Annotated in this window: 15 protein-coding genes and 2 pseudogenes; 11 read left to right on the top strand and 6 right to left on the bottom strand. The window is 67.8% G+C overall.

Translation table 11 applies throughout. The features are described 5' to 3' along the window. The first annotated feature begins 2 nt into the window (after positions 1-2). Together ACSQ9I_RS37945 and ACSQ9I_RS37940 are read left to right on the top strand one after the other, a co-directional pair. A complete protein-coding gene (locus ACSQ9I_RS37945) occupies positions 3-857 on the top strand; it encodes an ABC transporter permease (RefSeq protein WP_436297218.1) in 855 nt (284 codons plus the stop codon). Continuing rightward, entirely contained in the window at positions 850-1,725 is an 876-nt protein-coding gene (locus tag ACSQ9I_RS37940; RefSeq protein ID WP_436297219.1) for an ABC transporter permease, read from the top strand. Before ACSQ9I_RS37945 ends, ACSQ9I_RS37940 begins: the two co-directional genes overlap by 8 nt. On the opposite strand, the gene ACSQ9I_RS37935 is transcribed toward ACSQ9I_RS37940, so the two are convergent. Next, a complete protein-coding gene (locus ACSQ9I_RS37935; protein ID WP_436317062.1) occupies positions 1,713-2,195 on the bottom strand; it encodes a nucleoside deaminase in 483 nt (160 codons plus the stop codon). The two genes, ACSQ9I_RS37940 and ACSQ9I_RS37935, sit on opposite strands and share 13 nt — an antisense overlap. Positions 2,196-2,230: 35 nt before the next feature. Between ACSQ9I_RS37935 and ACSQ9I_RS37930 the strand changes: the two genes are divergently transcribed. From ACSQ9I_RS37930 to ACSQ9I_RS37895, 8 genes are read left to right on the top strand one after another with little or no spacing between them, the layout of a single operon-like run. Continuing rightward, entirely contained in the window at positions 2,231-3,739 is a 1,509-nt protein-coding gene (locus ACSQ9I_RS37930; RefSeq protein WP_436317061.1) for an amidohydrolase family protein, read from the top strand. A gap of 53 nt (positions 3,740-3,792) precedes the next feature. Then, on the top strand, positions 3,793-4,629 hold the full coding sequence (locus ACSQ9I_RS37925) for a transporter substrate-binding domain-containing protein (protein ID WP_436317060.1): 837 nt from the start codon (positions 3,793-3,795) through the stop codon (positions 4,627-4,629). A 3-nt stretch (positions 4,630-4,632) separates the two neighbouring features. Beyond that, positions 4,633-5,286 carry an amino acid ABC transporter permease gene (locus tag ACSQ9I_RS37920; RefSeq protein ID WP_436317059.1) on the top strand — a complete coding sequence of 218 codons (654 nt, stop codon included), beginning with the start codon at positions 4,633-4,635 and terminating at the stop codon, positions 5,284-5,286. After that, on the top strand, positions 5,280-6,038 hold the full coding sequence (locus ACSQ9I_RS37915; RefSeq protein ID WP_436317058.1) for an amino acid ABC transporter ATP-binding protein: 759 nt from the start codon (positions 5,280-5,282) through the stop codon (positions 6,036-6,038). Before ACSQ9I_RS37920 ends, ACSQ9I_RS37915 begins: the two co-directional genes overlap by 7 nt. Positions 6,039-6,047: 9 nt before the next feature. Continuing rightward, positions 6,048-7,403: an amidohydrolase family protein gene (locus tag ACSQ9I_RS37910; protein ID WP_436317057.1), complete on the top strand. Its 1,356-nt coding sequence runs from the start codon at positions 6,048-6,050 to the stop codon at positions 7,401-7,403. Then, positions 7,400-8,305 (top strand): polysaccharide deacetylase family protein, encoded by a 906-nt coding sequence (locus tag ACSQ9I_RS37905; protein ID WP_436317056.1) that lies wholly within the window; start codon positions 7,400-7,402, stop codon positions 8,303-8,305. Before ACSQ9I_RS37910 ends, ACSQ9I_RS37905 begins: the two co-directional genes overlap by 4 nt. Further along, on the top strand, positions 8,302-9,048 hold the full coding sequence (locus ACSQ9I_RS37900; protein ID WP_436317055.1) for an aspartate/glutamate racemase family protein: 747 nt from the start codon (positions 8,302-8,304) through the stop codon (positions 9,046-9,048). The genes ACSQ9I_RS37905 and ACSQ9I_RS37900 overlap by 4 nt, the downstream gene beginning before the upstream one ends. Beyond that, complete coding sequence (locus ACSQ9I_RS37895) at positions 9,045-10,493, top strand: amidase (RefSeq protein ID WP_436317054.1); 1,449 nt, start codon at positions 9,045-9,047, stop codon at positions 10,491-10,493. The genes ACSQ9I_RS37900 and ACSQ9I_RS37895 overlap by 4 nt, the downstream gene beginning before the upstream one ends. A 34-nt stretch (positions 10,494-10,527) precedes the next feature. Here the strand turns inward: ACSQ9I_RS37895 and ACSQ9I_RS37890 are convergent. Next, positions 10,528-10,905: pseudogene (locus tag ACSQ9I_RS37890) on the bottom strand (M20/M25/M40 family metallo-hydrolase); the annotation flags it as partial. Between the two features lie 27 nt (positions 10,906-10,932). On the opposite strand from ACSQ9I_RS37890, the pseudogene ACSQ9I_RS37885 reads away from it, so the two are divergent. Then, positions 10,933-11,196: pseudogene (locus ACSQ9I_RS37885) on the top strand (L-serine ammonia-lyase, iron-sulfur-dependent, subunit alpha); the annotation flags it as partial. Between the two features lie 327 nt (positions 11,197-11,523). On the opposite strand, the gene ACSQ9I_RS37880 reads toward ACSQ9I_RS37885, so the two are convergent. The 4 genes from ACSQ9I_RS37880 to ACSQ9I_RS37865 are packed head-to-tail and all read right to left on the bottom strand — an operon-like array spanning position 11,524 to position 15,968. Further along, a complete protein-coding gene (locus ACSQ9I_RS37880) occupies positions 11,524-12,855 on the bottom strand; it encodes an amidase (RefSeq protein ID WP_436317053.1) in 1,332 nt (443 codons plus the stop codon). A gap of 5 nt (positions 12,856-12,860) precedes the next feature. After that, the gene (locus ACSQ9I_RS37875; RefSeq protein ID WP_436297229.1) at positions 12,861-13,757 is read right to left on the bottom strand and encodes a polysaccharide deacetylase family protein; all 897 of its coding nucleotides are present in this window, start codon (positions 13,755-13,757) and stop codon (positions 12,861-12,863) included. A 21-nt stretch (positions 13,758-13,778) separates the two neighbouring features. Next, complete coding sequence (locus ACSQ9I_RS37870; RefSeq protein WP_436297230.1) at positions 13,779-14,753, bottom strand: Bug family tripartite tricarboxylate transporter substrate binding protein; 975 nt, start codon at positions 14,751-14,753, stop codon at positions 13,779-13,781. 51 nt (positions 14,754-14,804) lie between these two features. Next, positions 14,805-15,968, bottom strand: a complete 1,164-nt coding sequence (locus ACSQ9I_RS37865) for an enolase C-terminal domain-like protein (RefSeq protein ID WP_436317052.1) — start codon at positions 15,966-15,968, stop codon at positions 14,805-14,807. Between the last annotated feature and the right edge of the window lie 25 nt (positions 15,969-15,993).

Below are 15,993 nucleotides of genomic sequence, written 5' to 3'. Positions count from 1 at the left end.
CGATGGCCGCTTCCGCCCCTTCGTCCTCGCCATCCCTCCCGCTGAGCCTGCCGCTCGGCATCTTCTTCGCCGTCTTCGTGCTGGCGCCGATGCTGCTGCTCGCCTACGTGAGCCTGCACAACGATACCGCGATGACGCAGGCTGGGATCGGCCAATACGCCAAGTTCCTCACCGACGGCTTCAACCTCGGTGTGCTCGGCAGCACGCTGTGGCTGGGGCTCGAGGTGACGGCGCTGAGCCTCTTGATCGGCTTTCCGCTCGCCTACCTCTATACCCAGGTGCCGGGCCGCTGGCAGGGGCCGCTGATGCTGCTGATCATCCTGCCGCTGCTCACCAGCTCGGTGGTGCGCACCTTCGCCTGGGTCGTGATCCTCGGGCGGCAGGGCATCGTCAACACCGCCCTGCTGGACCTCGGCCTGATCGCGGAGCCGGTGAAGCTGCTCTACACGCAGGGCGCGGTGGCGGTGGCACTGGCGCAGATCGAGCTGCCGCTGATGGTGCTGCCGCTCATCACCGCGCTGATGAACATCGACCCGAACCTGCGCCAGGCCTCGCTGGCGCTTGGCGCAGGCCACTGGCGCACCTTCGTGCAGGTGACGCTGCCGCTGTCGATGCCGGGGCTCCTCGCCGGATCGCTGCTGGTCTTCGCCTCCAGCGTGAGCGCCTTCGTCACGCAGACGCTGGTGGGCGGCGGGCAGCAGATGTTCATGCCCTACTACATGTACCAGCAGGCCATCCAGGCCAACAACTACCCCTTCGCCGCCGCGGTCGCCATGCTGCTGCTGGTGTTCGTGCTCGCGGTGGTGGTCGCCATCAACGCGCTCGGGCGCCGCAGCCGGGGGTTCGTCCATGCCTGAAGAATTCGTCTCCGGAACGCTGGTGCCGCCCGCGGTGCCTTCACGCGCCGCTCCCGAATCCGCCTCGGGCGCGCTGGACCGGCGCTCCTTCTGGGCCGTGTTCGGCACGCTGGGCGTGCTCGCGGCCGTGCTGCTGCTGGCGCCGACGGTGGTGGTGCTGGTCACTTCCTTCACCAGCGGCTATTCGCTCAAGTTCCCGCCGCCGGGCTATTCCAGCCGCTGGTACATGGCGCTGTGGAACGAATCGCCGGAACTCATCGAGGCCTTCTTGCTGTCGCTGGAGCTGGCCTTCATCGCGACGGCCGTGTCCATCGTGCTCGCGGTCGCCGCGGCGCTGGCGCTGGCGCGGCGGCGCGAGGCCTGGGCGCGCGCCTTCGAATCGGTGCTGCTGTCGCCACTGATGCTGCCATCGCTGGCCATCGGGCTCTCGCTGCTGATGCTCTTCAACCTCGCGGGCTCCGGGCTCTCCTTCTGGACGCTGGTCATCGGCCACATCGCGATCACCACGCCCTACATCCTGCGCACCACCTCGGCCAGCCTGCTGCAGATGGACGGCAGCCTGCTGGAGAGCGCGCATTCGCTGGGCGCCTCGCCCTTCTACGTGTTCCGCACGGTGACGCTGCCGCTCATCGCGCGCGGCATCGCGGCCGGCGCCTTCATCGGCTTCATGTACTCCTTCGACAACGTGGCGGTGTCGCTCTTCCTGTCGGACGCGCGCAGCGAGGTGCTGCCGATCCGCATGTGGCACATCATCGAATCCAACCTCGACGTGCGCGCCGCCGCCGTGTCGGGCGTGCTGATCGCGGCGACGATGGTGCTGATGGTGGTGCTGGAACGCGTGGCCGGCATCTCGCGTCATTTCCGGTGATGCGCGTCACCGCCCCAGCGCAATCGCAGCGCGAGGTAGTCCTCCTCCAGGATGCCGTCGCGCAGTTCCAGCACGTAGCCGGTCATCGCGCAGAAGGCCTCGATGGAGTAGCCGCCGAGGTCGCTGCGCTGCATGCGCGAATGGCGCAGCGCCAGCACCAGGCGGTGCACGCCGGCCAGCTTCAATGCGCCGGCGCACATGGGGCACGGCTCCATGGTGCAGTAGAGCGTCGCGCCCTCCGCCGCCTGCGGGCCGTGCACCGCGAAGGCCGCGCGCAACACGTCGGGCTCGGCGTGGGCCGTGAGGTCGCCCTGCGTGTTCTGGCGGTTCTGGCCGCGCGCGAGCAGGCGGCCGTCCTTCACCAGCACGGCGCCGGTGGGCCAGTCGCCGCGGGCGTGGGCTTCGCGGGCTTCGGCCAGTGCCATCCGCATCCAGCACAGGTCGGCTTCGTCTTCCGTCATGCCGTTCATGGCGATCTTTCTCCGTGCGATTCAGGAGCTTCCAGATGAGCAAGAAACGAACCCTGCTGCGCAACGCCACCGCGCTGCTGGGCGACACGCTGTCCTTCGACCCGCAGCCGCTCGATGTGCTCGTCGAGGGCGAGCGCATCGCGGCCATCGCGCCCGCCGGCACGCTGGGCGGCGCGGACACCGTCGTCGATCTCTCGCACCGCCTGCTGGTGCCTGGCCTGGTCAACGGCCACCAGCATTCGCACGAGCACTTCCAGCGCGGACGCACCGAGAACCTGCCGCTGGAGCTCTGGATGCACCTCGTGCGCACGCGCATCCCGGTCGCGCTCACGCCGCGCCAGGTGTACCTGCGCACGATGATCGGCGCCATCGAGAGCCTGCGCACCGGTTGCACCACGCTGGTCGACGACATGGCGCTGGGCGCCGCGATCGACCGCGAACGCATCGACGCGGTGCTGCAGGCCTACGAGGACGCGGGCATCCGCGCGCTGGTCGGCTTCGCGATGATGGACAAGCCCATCGTGGACAACTTCCCCTTCGTGGAGGCGCACTTCCCGCCCGCGCTCGCGGCCGAGCTTCGCGCCGCGCCGCGCCCGGCGCCGGAGGACTGCCTGGCGCTGGTGCGCGATCTCGCGAAGGACCACCATCCGCAGCAGCGGCGCGTGGGCGTGCTGGTGTCGGCCTCGGCGCCGCAGCGGTGCACGGAGACCTTCCTGATGGCCGTGCGCGGCTTGGCGGACGAGCTCGCGCTGCCCGTCATCACGCACGTGCAGGAGACGCGGATGCAGGTCGTGACCGGGCAGCTCTTCTACGGCTGCCCCATCGTCGAGTACCTGGACCGCATCGGCTTCCTGAAGCCGGCCACCAGCCTGATCCACGCGGTGTGGCTCAACCCGCGCGAGATCGACGCGCTGGCGCGCGGCGGCGCCACCGCACAGCACAACCCGTGGAGCAACCTGCAACTGGGCTCGGGCGTGCAGCCGGTGCGCGAGCTGCTGGACGCTGGCGTCAACGTGAGCCTGGGCTCGGACGGCTCGTGCTCGACCGTCACGGTCAACATGCTCAACGTGCTGGGGAGCGCCGCCGCCGTGTCGAAGCTCCGGGGCGACGAGCCCTCGCGCTGGCTCTCGGCGCACGAGGCGCTGCATGCCGGCACGCTGGCCGGCGGCCGGGCGCTCGGCTTCGGCGAGGCGCTGGGCTCGCTGCGCGTGGGCGCCATCGCGGACCTGGTGGCCTACCGCACCGACACCGTCACCTTCACGCCCTTCAACGACCCCGTGCGCCAACTCGTGTATGCGGAGCGCGGCGCGGGCCTGGACTTCTCGATGGTGGCCGGCGAGGTCGCCATCGAGCGCGGCGCGCTCGCCCGCATCGACGAGGCCGCGCTGCTGCGCGAGATCGAGAACGAATTCCACACGCTCGCCGGCAAGTACACCGAGGCCGAGGCCTCGGTGGCGCCGGTGCTCGCGGCGGTCGAGGGCATCTACCGCCGCTCGCTGGCCACCGCCATCCCCACCGACACCTATGCCGCGCGGCTGCCCTGAGCAGCGCGGCCCTCCTCCCTTCTCTTCTTCATCTTCAACTCAAGGAACCCTCCATGTCCCAACTCTCCCGCCGACTTCTGCTGGCCGCAGGCGCCAGCACCCTGCTGCCCCGCTTCGCACTCGCCGCCGAAGCGACCACCCTCGCGCAGATCAAGGCTTCCGGCGAGCTGCGCATCGGCTGCGAGGCCGCCTACGTGCCCTTCACCTACCGCCAGGAGGGCAGGATCGTCGGCTACGACGTGGAACTGGCCGAGCTGCTGTGCAAGCCGCTGGGCGTGCGGCCGAACTTCGTCGACACCGCCTGGGCCGGCGTGATTCCCTCGCTCTACGCGAAGAAATTCGACGTGGTGATGAGCTCGATGAGCTACACCAAGGAGCGGCTGGAGCGCGTCGCCTTCTCCATCCCCTACACGGAGGCCTCGCAGTCGCTGCTGGTGCGCGCGGACGACGCGGGCAGGATCAAGGGCATGTCGGACCTCAACGGCCGCGTGGTGGCCGTCAAGCTGGGCTCGCCCGGCCAGATCCTGCAGGAGAAGATCAACGCCAGCCTGAAGCAGGCGGGCGGCGCCGGCTTCAAGGAAGTCCGCACCTTCGACGACCATCCCTCGGCCTACGTCGCGCTCGCGCAGAACCGCGTCGACGGCGTGCTCAACACCCTCGCGACACTGGCCATGGTGCTGAAGGATGCGCCGGGCAAGTACGCCATCGTCAAGGGCATGGGCGGCGACAACTGGGCCGGCATCGCCGCGCGCAAGGAAGACCCGGAGATCGTGCAGTTCCTCGATGCGGGCTTGCGCCGGCTGAAGGCCGACGGCTCGCTCTACAAGCTGCAGGAAAAGTGGTTCGGCTTCCGCATGGAGCTGCCCGACGCCGTGCCTTCGCTCGCCTGAGCCATGGTCTTCGACTGGGTTCTTGTCGAGAAGTCCATCCCGCTGCTCGGGACCGGGCTTCTCATGACGCTGAAGATTTCCTCGCTCGCGATGCTGATCGGGCTGGTGCTGGGCGGCGTGCTCGGCCTGGCGTCGATGTCGCGCTTCGCGCCGGCGCGCTGGTTCGTGCGGGCGTACGTGGACTTCATCCGCGGCACGCCGCTCTTGATCCAGATCTTCCTCGTGTACTTCGCGCTGCCGGTGATCGGCGTGAACCTGCCGGAGTTCTGGGCCGGAGTGATCGCGCTGTCGCTCAACGCGGCGGGCTTCCTGGCGGAGATCTTCCGCGCCGGGCTCGGTTCCATCGAGAAGGGGCAGGCCGAGGCCGCGCGCTCCATCGGCCTCAGGCACCACCAGATCCTGTTCCACGTGCTGCTGCCGCAATCGCTGCGCTCGGTGGTGCCGCCGGCGACCAACGAGCTGATCACGCTGGTCAAGGGCTCGGCGCTGCTGTCGGTGATCTCGGTCTACGAGCTCACGCGCGCGGGCCAGGCGGTGATCGCGGTGCATTTCGCGCCCTTCGAGATCTTCGTGCTGATCGCGCTCTACTACTACCTCACCGTTTCATCGCTCGCGTGGCTGTCGCGCTGGCTGGAAAGAAAGCTCCCCGTATGGTGACGACCGTCCTCGAGGCCACGGGCCTGTGCAAGAGCTTCGGCGCGCGGCAGGTGCTGCACGAAGCGTCGATGAGCGTGAACGAAGGGGAGACGGTGGTGATCATCGGCCCCTCCGGCTCGGGCAAGACCACCTTCCTGCGCTGCCTCAACTGGCTGGAGGCGCCCGACACCGGCCGCATCAGCCTGCGCGGCGAGAGCATCGGCCGCGACGCGCGGGGCCGGGCGCGGCCGGAGGCGGACCTGTCGCGCCAGCGCAGCCGCATCGGCTTCGTGTTCCAGCGCTTCAACCTCTTCGCGCACCTGTCGGCGCTGGAGAACGTGGCGATGGGTCCGCGCCGGGTGCTGGGCCTCACGCCGGCCGAGGCGCGCGAGCGCGCCCGCGAGGAGCTGGCGCGCGTGCACCTGCAGGACCACCTGGACAAGCGCCCGTCCCAGCTCTCCGGCGGGCAGCAGCAGCGCGTCGCGATCGCGCGGGCGCTGGCGATGCGGCCGGAGCTGATCCTTTTCGACGAGCCGACCTCGGCGCTCGACCCCGAGCTCGTGACCGAGGTGGTCGACGTGATGCGCGAGCTCGCGCAGGCCGGCATGACCATGGTCGCGGTGACGCACGAGATGCGCTTCGCGCGCTCGACGGCGGACCGCGTGGTCTTCATGGACGGCGGCGCGGTGGTGGAGCAAGGCTCTCCCTCGCGAATCTTCGATGCGCCGGAGATGGAGCGCACGCGGCGCTTCCTGGCGCACCTGCATGAATAGGCTGACTCGATGACAGGCACCCGCGCATTCGATCTTCTGCTCACCGAACTCACGATCGTCACCGTCGATGCGTGCATGCGCGTCATCGAGCGCGGCGCGCTCGGCGTGACCGGCGGGCGCATCGCCTGGGTCGGCCCGGCGGACGAGCTCCCGCCCGGTGCCACGGCAGCACGGCGCGTCTCGCTGGCCGGCCGCGTGCTGACGCCGGGCTTCGTCAACGTGCACACGCACGCCATCCTCACCATGGTTCGCGGCGTTGCCGAGGACCTGGGCTTCGCGCCGGCCTACACCCCCGGCATCCCTCACGGCCACGACGTGACGCCGGAAGAGGCCGTGGCGCTGGCGCGGCTCGGCACGGCGGAGGCGCTGCTCTTCGGCTCCACGCTGATCAACGACACCTATGTGCATGCGGACCTGACGCTGCCCGCGATGGCGGCGCTCGGCGGCCGCGTCTTCAGCTGCGGCCGCATCCACGACGCCGACTTCTCGCTGATCGGCGACGGCCACTGGGAGCATCATCGCGAAATCGGCGAGCGCACCTTGGGCGAGGCGCTCGAACTCGCCGCGCGCTGGCACGGCAAGTTCGACGGCCGCGCGGGCGTGCAGCTATCGGCGCATGCGCCGGACACCTGCTCCGACGCGCTGCTGCGCGACATCGCGGACGCCTCGCGCCGCCACGGCCTGCGCGTGAACACGCACCTGGCCCAGAGCCGCAAGGAGGTGGTGCAGGTGCTGCACCGCTCCGGTCGCACGCCGCCGCAGTTGCTGGAGGAGACAGGCCTGCTCAACGACCGCCTGCTGGCCGCGCACTGCCTGTTCCTGGACGCGGACGACATCGCCCGCTGCGGCCGCGCCGGCATCCACGTGGCCCACATCCCCAAGGGCAATGCGACGGGCGGAACCCGCGCGCCCACCTCCGCCCTTCGCCGCGCGGGCGCGAACTTCGCGCTCGGCACGGACAACATGCATGCCGACATGGTCGAGGTGCTGCGCTGGGCGCTGGCGATCGGCCGGCTGCAGGAGGACGGCGTCGGCGACTTCTGGCAGCCGGCGGACGTGCTGCGCATGGCCACCATCGAGGGCGCCCGCGCCATGGGCCTGGGCGACGAGATCGGCTCGCTGGAAGTGGGCAAGCGCGCGGACATGGTGGCTTTCGACTTCCGGCGTCCGCACCTGGTGCCCTGCATCAACCCCGTGGGCAACCTGGTCCACGTGGCGCAGGGCCGTGACGTGGAGCATGTGTGGGTCGATGGCGAACGGGTCGTCGAATCGGGGCGGCCGACGCAAGCCGACCTCGACACGATCCTGCGCGACGCGCAGAAAGCGTCGGTCGCGCTGTGGCAACGGGCCAGGGCCTCGGCATGAACAGCGCACGCGATTTCTCCGGCTATCGGTGGAACTACCCTTCGCCGCGCTGGCCGGGCGGCGCCGGGCTGGCCGTCTCCTTCGTCCTCAACATCGAGGAAGGCGCCGAGCTCGCGCTGAGCGCGGGCGACGAGCGCAACGAGAGCCGGCATGAAGTCAACCATGAAGTGGTGGGCGCGCCCGACTTGTGCATGGAAAGCCAGTTCGAGTACGGCGCGCGCGTGGGCTACTGGCGCGTCACGCGCCTGCTGATGGCGCACGGCATTCCGCTCACGCTCAACGCCTGCGCCCGCGCGCTGGAAGCCACGCCCTGGGTGGCCAGCGACGCCAGCGCGCAGGGCTTCGAGATCTGCTGCCACGGCTGGCGCTGGGAATCGCACGCCGGCATGGCCGAGGACGAGGAACGCGCACGCATCGCCCGCAGCGCCGAAAGCATCCGCCGACTGCACGGCCGCGCGCCGGTCGGCTGGCACACCAAGTCCTCGGCTTCGGTGAACACGCGCCGGCTACTGGTGGAGCACGGCGGCTTCCTCTACGACAGCGACGCCTACAACGACGACCTGCCCTACTACGTGCCCGTGGCAGGCAAGCCGCACCTGGTGCTGCCCTACGCCTTCGACACCAACGACATGCGCTTTTTCGACAGCTTTGCCTATGTGCGCGGCGACGACTTCGCGGACTACGCCATCGACGCCTTCGAATGCCTGCTGCGCGAATCGGAGGACGCGCCGCGGATGATGTCCGTCGGCCTGCACACGCGCATCATCGGCCGGCCGGGGCGCATCCAGGGGCTGGCGAAGCTGCTGGCCCACATCCGCCAGCGCGAAGGCGTGTGGTGCGCCACGCGCGAGCAGATCGCGCGGCATTGGCTGGCGAATGTCGAACCGGGAGCTGCGCGATGAAGCTGCTGCTGGTCAACCCGAACATGATGCAGGCCGTGACCGACGCGGTGCTGGCGGCGGCGCGTGCACGTGCCGCACCGGGCACGGAGTTGCTCGCGGTCACGGGCGACTTCGGGCCGCGCGTGATCGGCTCCCGGGCGGAGAACGCGCTGGCGCAGCACGGCGTGCTCGAACTCGTGGCACGGCATGCGGACGGCTGCGATGCGGTGGTGCTGGGTGTGTCGCTCGACACCGGCTTGTGGGCCTGCCGCGAGCTGCTCGACATGCCGGTGATCGGCATGACCGAGGCGGGTCTGCTGGCCGGCGCGACGGTGGCGCCGCGCATCGGCCTGCTCACCTATGGCGCGCGCATGGGGCCCCTCTACCGCGAGCTGGCGGATTGCTATGGCCTGGCCTCGCGGCTCGCGGGCATCGAGGCACTGGACGTCACGCCGCAGCAGACTTTCGACGTGCCGGATGCCGTGCGCGAGGCCGTGCTCGCAGGCGCGCGGCGGCTGGTGGAGCGGGACGGCGCGGAGGCGGTGCTGCTGGCCGGCGCCGCGATGGCCTCGATGGCCGAGGCGCTGCAGCCCGAGATGGATGTGCCGCTGCTCGACGGCGTGGGCTGCGCGGTGGCGCTGGCGCTGGCCATGGTCTCGCTACGGCTGCCCAAGGCCCGGGTGGGCAGCGTCGCCCCCACGGGCGGGCGCGCGGTGGCCGGGGTTTCGCCCGCGCTGGCCGGCCTCTTCGGGAGGACGGCATGAGCGAAGGAACGATGGCCAGCTGGACCGCGCGCGAGCTGGCTGCCCGCGTCTGCGCGGGCGCGCTGAAGGCAGTCGAGGTCGCGCGCTTCTTCATCGCGCGGGTCGAGCGGCTCAACCCGGGGCTCAACGCCATCGTGCAGTTCGACGCACGGCTGGTACTGGAAGAGGCTGAAGCGGTCGACCGCCGCCTGGCCGATGGCGAGGCCTTGCCGATGGCCGGCGTGCCCTTCACCGTCAAGGACAACCTCTGGGTCGGCGGGCGCCGCGTCTCGCAGGGCTCGCGGCTCTTCGACGGCTTCGTGGCCCCTCGCGACGGCTGGGCCGTGGCGCGGCTGCGCAGCCATGGCGCCGTCATGCTTGGCATCACGAACTGTTCGGAATTCGCCTGCAAGGGCGTGAGCTCCAATCTGCTGTATGGCGCCACGCGCCATCCGATGGATCCGTCGCTGACCCCTGGCGGCTCGTCCGGCGGTGCGGCGTCGGCCCTGGCCGCGAGCCTGGGCCTGCTCGCGCTGGGGACCGACGCGGGCGGCTCCACGCGCCGACCCGCGGCGCACTGCGGTCTGGTCGGCCTCAAGCCGAGTGCCGGGCTGATCCCCCACCCCTGGGGCTTCCCGGAGCCGAACTACGGGCTATCCGTGATCGGGGCGCTTGCGCGCAATGTTGCCGACTGCGCGTGGCTCTACGACCACCTGCTGGCTTACGACGCAGGCGATCCGGCCGCGGTGCCGATTGCCGTGGCGCTGCAAGCCGGGCACGCACTGGCGATGCCGTTCCCGGCCAGCCTGCGCATCGCGTGGAGTCCGCGGCTCGGCTGCGACTTCGCCGTCGATGAGGACGTGCTGCAAACGCTGCAGCAACGGGTGGATGCGCTGCGCGCCGCAGGATGGAAGATCGATGACGCGGACCCTGCCTGGCCCGCGGAAGCGCGCGAGTACCCGCTTCTGGCATTGCAGCAGGCCGGGCTGCACGCGCTCTATGGCCATCGGCTCGCGGATGCGCGTGACCGCATCGACCCCGACCTCGTCGCACAGATCGATGCGGGCGCGGCGATCACGCCTGGCGACGTGGCGCAAGCGCTTCGTCTGAGGGAGCGTATCGGCGCCAGCCTGCTGCGCTTCTTCGAGCGCTTCGACCTGTTGCTCTGCCCCACCGCGCCGGTGACCGCATGGCCGATCGATCAGCTCGGCCCTGCGGTGATCGGTGGCAGCCCTTCCGGCCCGCGCGGCCATGCGGCATTCACCCCGCTTTTCAACTACTGCGGCATGCCCGCCTGCTCGGTCCCGGCCGGTCTCGTGCGCGGGTTGCCGGTGGGGCTACAGATCGTCGGGCCGCGCTTCGAAGACGCGCGCGTCTTGCGGTGTGCGGCACAGGTGGAAGCAAGCCAAACTCACTGCGCGCTCGGACGCTCCCCAAGGAGCTCCTGCACCAGCGAGATCCAGTAGGAGGCGCCGATCTTGAGGTGCCGTCGTTGAAGTCGTAGTGCGGGTTGTGTAGCGCGGCGCCCGGCTTGTCGCTGTCCGCACCAAGCCAGATGTACGCACCTGGCTTGGCCTGCAGCATGAAGGCGAAGTCTTCGGAGGCCATGGAAGGATGCACGCCAACTCGAACCCCTTTCGCACCCGCAGTCGCCCTGGCTGCTGCAATGGCACTGTCGACCTCAGCGTGGCTATTCACGGTGGAGGGTACCGGCGCATGTAGTCGACGCTGGCAGTTGCCCCGTTGGCCGCGGCAAGTGAAGTGCTCATTGCTTCGACGCACAGCGGCGTCATGCCGAATGCTCAGCGCGATGCCATGTCGGCGCGAAGCCCGATGGCACGCCCCGATCCATTCACGATGGATGCCTTGCCGGTGCATGAGCTCAGCGGCGTGCCGCACGCTGATGGCGTTGTCGAGTTCTTGTTGACAGCTGCCGCGATCGGCATCCTCTACAAGCTCAATGCGTCGATCGCGGGTGCGGAAGTCGGATGCCAGGGCGAAGTAGGGGTTGCCTGTTCCATGGCGGCGGCGGGCTTGGCGGCTGTGATGGGCGGCACGGCCGAGCAGGTCGAGAATGCAGCGGAGATCGGAATGGAGCACAACCCGGGCTTTACCTGCGATCCCATCGGCGGGCTGGTACAGGTGCCTTGCATCGGATCGCAAGGCATGCTCGACGCGATCCTGAACCGCAGGATCGAAGCATCGAACCGTTTCTCATCTTCGCGCCGGCCCGGTACACCGAAGGAGATCGTCGACCGGCTCAACCGCGAGCTCGTTGCCATCCTCAAGACCAGCACGGTGCGGCAACGGTTCGCCGAACTCGCGCTGGAGCCGGTGGGCGACACGCCGGAAGAGTTCGGCCGCTTCCTCAAGAACGAGGTGGACAAATGGAGCAAAGTCGCCAAAGCGGCCGGCATCACGCCCGAGTAAAAGAGACTGAGGCGATATTGCGGGCCCATCCGAGTTACGCGCGGTCATGTCACCTGGCTGCCATGTCTATCGACAGACAAGCAACTCCTCCACGCGCAATGCAACGTTCAGCACCTTGTCGTCTCGTAGCGTGCCGTGCCAGACCATCAATCCGGCCGGCAACTCCCCCGGTGCCTGGCACGGCAGGGTGAGCGCGCAACCGTCGAGCATGTTGACCACACTTGTGTTGCGTACCAGCAGGGCATTGATGCGGAAGAACTGCTCGTCGCGCTCGGCACCAGGCAGCAGGTCTTCAATGGGAGGCGCGACGATCGGCACGGTGGGGGAGAGCATCGCGTCGAAGCCTTGCAGCGCCATTTCCACTGCAGTGATCCATCCGCGCCGGGCATGCACGAGTTCGATGTAGTTCTCGGCTGTGATCGAAGCGCCGCGCCGGATGCGGGCAACAACGCGGGGGTCATAGTCGGCCTCGCGGCGCTCAAGCCATTCGCGGTGCCAGGCGTAGCTCTCCGCCGCCGCAAAACCGCCGGTGGACTGAAGGCTGCCCAGATCCCGGATCTCGGGCAATGCAATGGACTCGATGCGCGCGCCGGCCCCGCGCAAGGTGTCCAGTGTGTCCTCGAAGGCCCGTGCGACGCCTAGGTCGAGGCCATCGAGCATGAGGGTCTGAGGTACGGCAAGTCGGTATGCGGCCAGCGGTGCGGCGCTGCGCGGCACCACGCGCCCTGAAAGAATCTCGTGAGCCAGGATGGCATCGGGCACGGAACGCGTCATGGCGCATACGGTGTCCAGTGTGGGGGACAGCGGGACCGTTCCATCCAGTGGCACAAGGCGCGCGGTGCTCTTGAAGCCGAGGATGCCGTTGAGGGCGGCGGGCGTGCGGATGGATCCACCCGTGTCCGAGCCCAGGCCGATGAAGGCGGCGCCTGCGGCCACCGAGACGGCCGCTCCCGAGGACGAGCCGCCAGGAATGCGCGCAATCTCCGGATCGCAGGCATTGACCGGCGTGCCATAGTGCGGATTGACGCCCACGGCGGAGAACGCGAACTCCGACATATTGGTGCGCCCGACGAAGGCTGCCCCGGCGGCGCGCAGGCGTGCAACCGCGACACAGTCGCACGCGGCGGGTGCCGTATCGGCGAGCACCTGCGACGCCGCGCGGCTGGGCTGCCCTGCCACGTCGAACAAATCCTTGATGGACACGCCGAGGCCGGCCAGTGGAGCCCGCTGCGCGGTCGGATTCGCCGCCGCGGCACGCGCTTCGTCAAACGTCGTGCTGAGAAAGGCGGCGGCGCATGCGGCCGACTGCGCGGCCGCAATCGATTCTTCGATCTGCTCCATCGCAGTCGTCGAACCCTCGCCTATTGCCCTGCGGGTACCGCAAAGATCTTGCGTCATGCGGCTCATTTGGCGGCCAGTTGCAGATCGGCCGGCAAGCTGCGGTAGTACTGCACCAGCTCGCCGGGCAAGGTCATCCACGCTTGGTCCTTGTGTGCGAGGATGTGCTGCAACGCCCGGCGCAAGCGCGCCAGCCGGAACGGCTGGCCCATGATGAAGGAGTGCAGCGAGATCACGCACACAAGCGGTGTCTCAGCCGAGCGCCGGAGCATTTCGTCAAAGTTCTCTACGATCATGTCGCAGTATTCCGCAGCCGAGTTGTGCCGGTAGGCAATGGCCGGCTGGTCGTTGAGTTCGATCGGATAGGGCACGGAAAGGATGGGTTGTCGGCGCGTGTCGACCCAGAACGGCTGCTCGTCGCAGATGCCCCAGTCAAGCACATACGAGTAGCCCGCCTCCACGAGCAGGTCGGTGGTCACCAGGCTCGGTGTGAGGTAGGGGCTGAGCCACCCTTGGGGCCGGCGGCCATCGGCCTTCTCCATGAGCGTGGTGACTTCCGCGATCATCGCGCGCTCGGTGTCTTCGTCCATCTCGATCTGGCGTTCGGCGTTAGACCGGCCATGTGCGATCAGCTCGTCGCCGCGCTCGCGGTGCGCGGCGATCAGTTCGGGACAGTGCTCGTAGTTCTCCGTATTCACGATCACGCCGACCGGCAGATTCAGTTCATCGAACAGGTCAATGAGGCGCCACGCCCCGACGCGGTTGCCGTATTCACGCCAGAGCCAGCTTCGCTGGCTCCATGGCTGCGTCTGGCGGTCGAGGTCCACGCCGCACTGCACGCCATAGGGAAAGTGTTCGATGTTGACCGCGATGTAGACGGCCAGCCGCTTGTTGCCGGGCCAATTGAACACCGGGCGCTGTTTGATGCCCGAGTACTTGAAGCGGTTGTGGGAAGGAAGCATGGAGGAGGCTTTCGGCTCGGGTCAATCCAACTTGACACCGCTTGCAGCGGCAGTTGCTTTCCACTTGGCCTGGTCCTTCGCCATGAATGCGGCGAAATCGGCGGACGTATTGCCCACAGGCTCGGCGCCCTGCGCTCTGATCTTTGCGGCCATGTCTGGATCGCGCACGCCTTTGGCGATGACGGCGTTGATGTTCGACACCAGCGCGGCTGGCATGTTGCCGGGGCCGAAAAGTGCATACCAGGCAGTGACATCAAAGCCAGGCACGCCGGCCTCGGCGATCGTCGGCACGTCAGGCAGGGCAGATGAGCGAGTTTTGCTGGCGACAGCAATGGCGCGCATCTTGCCGCTTCGCACAAAATTGATGGCCGATGGCATGTTGGCGAAAGTCATCTGGACCTGTCCCCCGACAACGTCGTTCATCGCCGGTGCATCGCCGTTGTAGGGAACATGGGTGATGTCGACCTTGGCCATGGTCTTGAACAGCTCAGCCGTCATGTGGGGGATCGTTCCCGCACCCGCCGACGCGTAGTTCAACTTGCCGGGCTGGCTGCGGACCAACGCCAGCAGTTCCGCCAGGTTGGTTGCCGGCACGGAAGGATGCACGACGAGCAGCATCGGAACTTCCGCGACGATGGAGATGGGCGTGAAGTCCTTGTTCACGTCATAGGGCATCTTGCTGTAGACGATCGGACCGATGGAGTGGGTCGAGATCGATCCGAGCAGAAGTGTGTAGCCGTCTGGCTTGGCGCGCGCCACAACGGTCGAACCGATGATGCCGCCGCCGCCAAGACGGTTCTCGACCACAGCGGTCTTGTCGTACGCGTTCGTCAGGATGAGGCTGCTCATCCGCGCCAGAAAATCGTTGGTGCCACCGGCCGCGTAGGGCGAAATGATGCGCACCGGCTTGGAAGGATATAGGTCGTCCGCGTGAGCGGGCGCGAGAGAAAGAACCGCCAGGCTGGTGACGGAGAGTAAGCGAAGAAGCCGGTTCATGGGTCCAGGGGTCTTGAATAAGTGGTTGCCGAAATGGCGGGTAAATCGCGGCTAGAAGATCGATTTCATGACGTCGTAGAGCGCGTTCTGGCCTTCGAAGCCGATACCTGGACGGTCCGACAGACTCAAGAAGCCGCCATCAACTTTCGAGTCATCGGCAAAGCCGGCAAACACGCCGAATACGTCGGGATAGGCTTCACATCCCCCCAAGCCGAAGCCGGCCACGATCGACAGCGTCATCAGGTTGCCGCCGTGGGGGAAAATGGATTCCCGCGACCATCCCAGTCTGCTTAGCATGTCCAAGGTTCTGGAAAACTGGACAATGCCGTACGACTGCGGTACGTCGATCTGGATGATGTCCCGGTCAGGACGAAGCCCGCCGAAGAGCACCAGATTCCGGATGTCCTGGGTTGAGAAGAGGTTCTCGCCGGTGCCGATGGCACCCGGATAGAACCCTGCGACTTCGGCGAGCAGCGCAAAGTCCGCGGGATCAGTGGGCTCCTCGAACCACCGAAGGTCGTAGGGTGCCAAGGCTTTGGCGTATTCGACGCAGCGCTCGGGCGTGAATCCCGCGTTCGCATCGACGGCGAGATGTTGGCCCCCGCCCAGCAATTCGATCGCCGCTTCGATGCGCCGGAGGTCTTCCGCAACGGACGCGCCACCCACTTTGATTTTCATGGTGGTGTAGCCCTCGTCCATGCGGGACTTGATCTCGGCCAGAAGCTCGGGAATGCCCTTGCCGGGCGCGTACCAGCCTCCCCCTACGTAGCAGGGCACCCGCTCCAGCAGCGTGCCGGCGTTGTACTTTTTGGCAAGCACGCTGTGCAGAGGTTCATCGGCAATCTTGGCCACGGCATCCCAGACCGCGACCTCGATCGTTCCCACCGGCACGGATCGCTCGGTATGGCCCCCAGGCTTCTCCCGCATCATCATCCGTGCGAGGATTTTTTCCGCATTCAGGTTGCTGCCATCGTCGGTCAGCAAGCTCTCGGCAGGTGCCGCGAGAATGCGCGGAATCAGGCGGTCTCGCATCTGCGCGCCGCATGCATAGCGGCCGGTGGAGTTAAAGGAATAGCCGATGACCGGTTTTCCATGGCGCAGCACGTCGGTCTTCACGGCGACAACCGAAGTTGTCATCTCGCTGAAGTCATAGACGGCGTTGCGCAGCGTGGAATTCAGAGGGATCGCGACCTCACGAATTTCAGTGATTTTCAAAACAATGTCCTTGGGTCGAAACGCG

Source organism: Variovorax sp. LjRoot84 (assembly GCF_964254305.1).
Classification (GTDB): Bacteria; Pseudomonadota; Gammaproteobacteria; order Burkholderiales; family Burkholderiaceae_C; genus Variovorax.
This window is presented reverse-complemented; position numbering and strand designations above follow the sequence as displayed.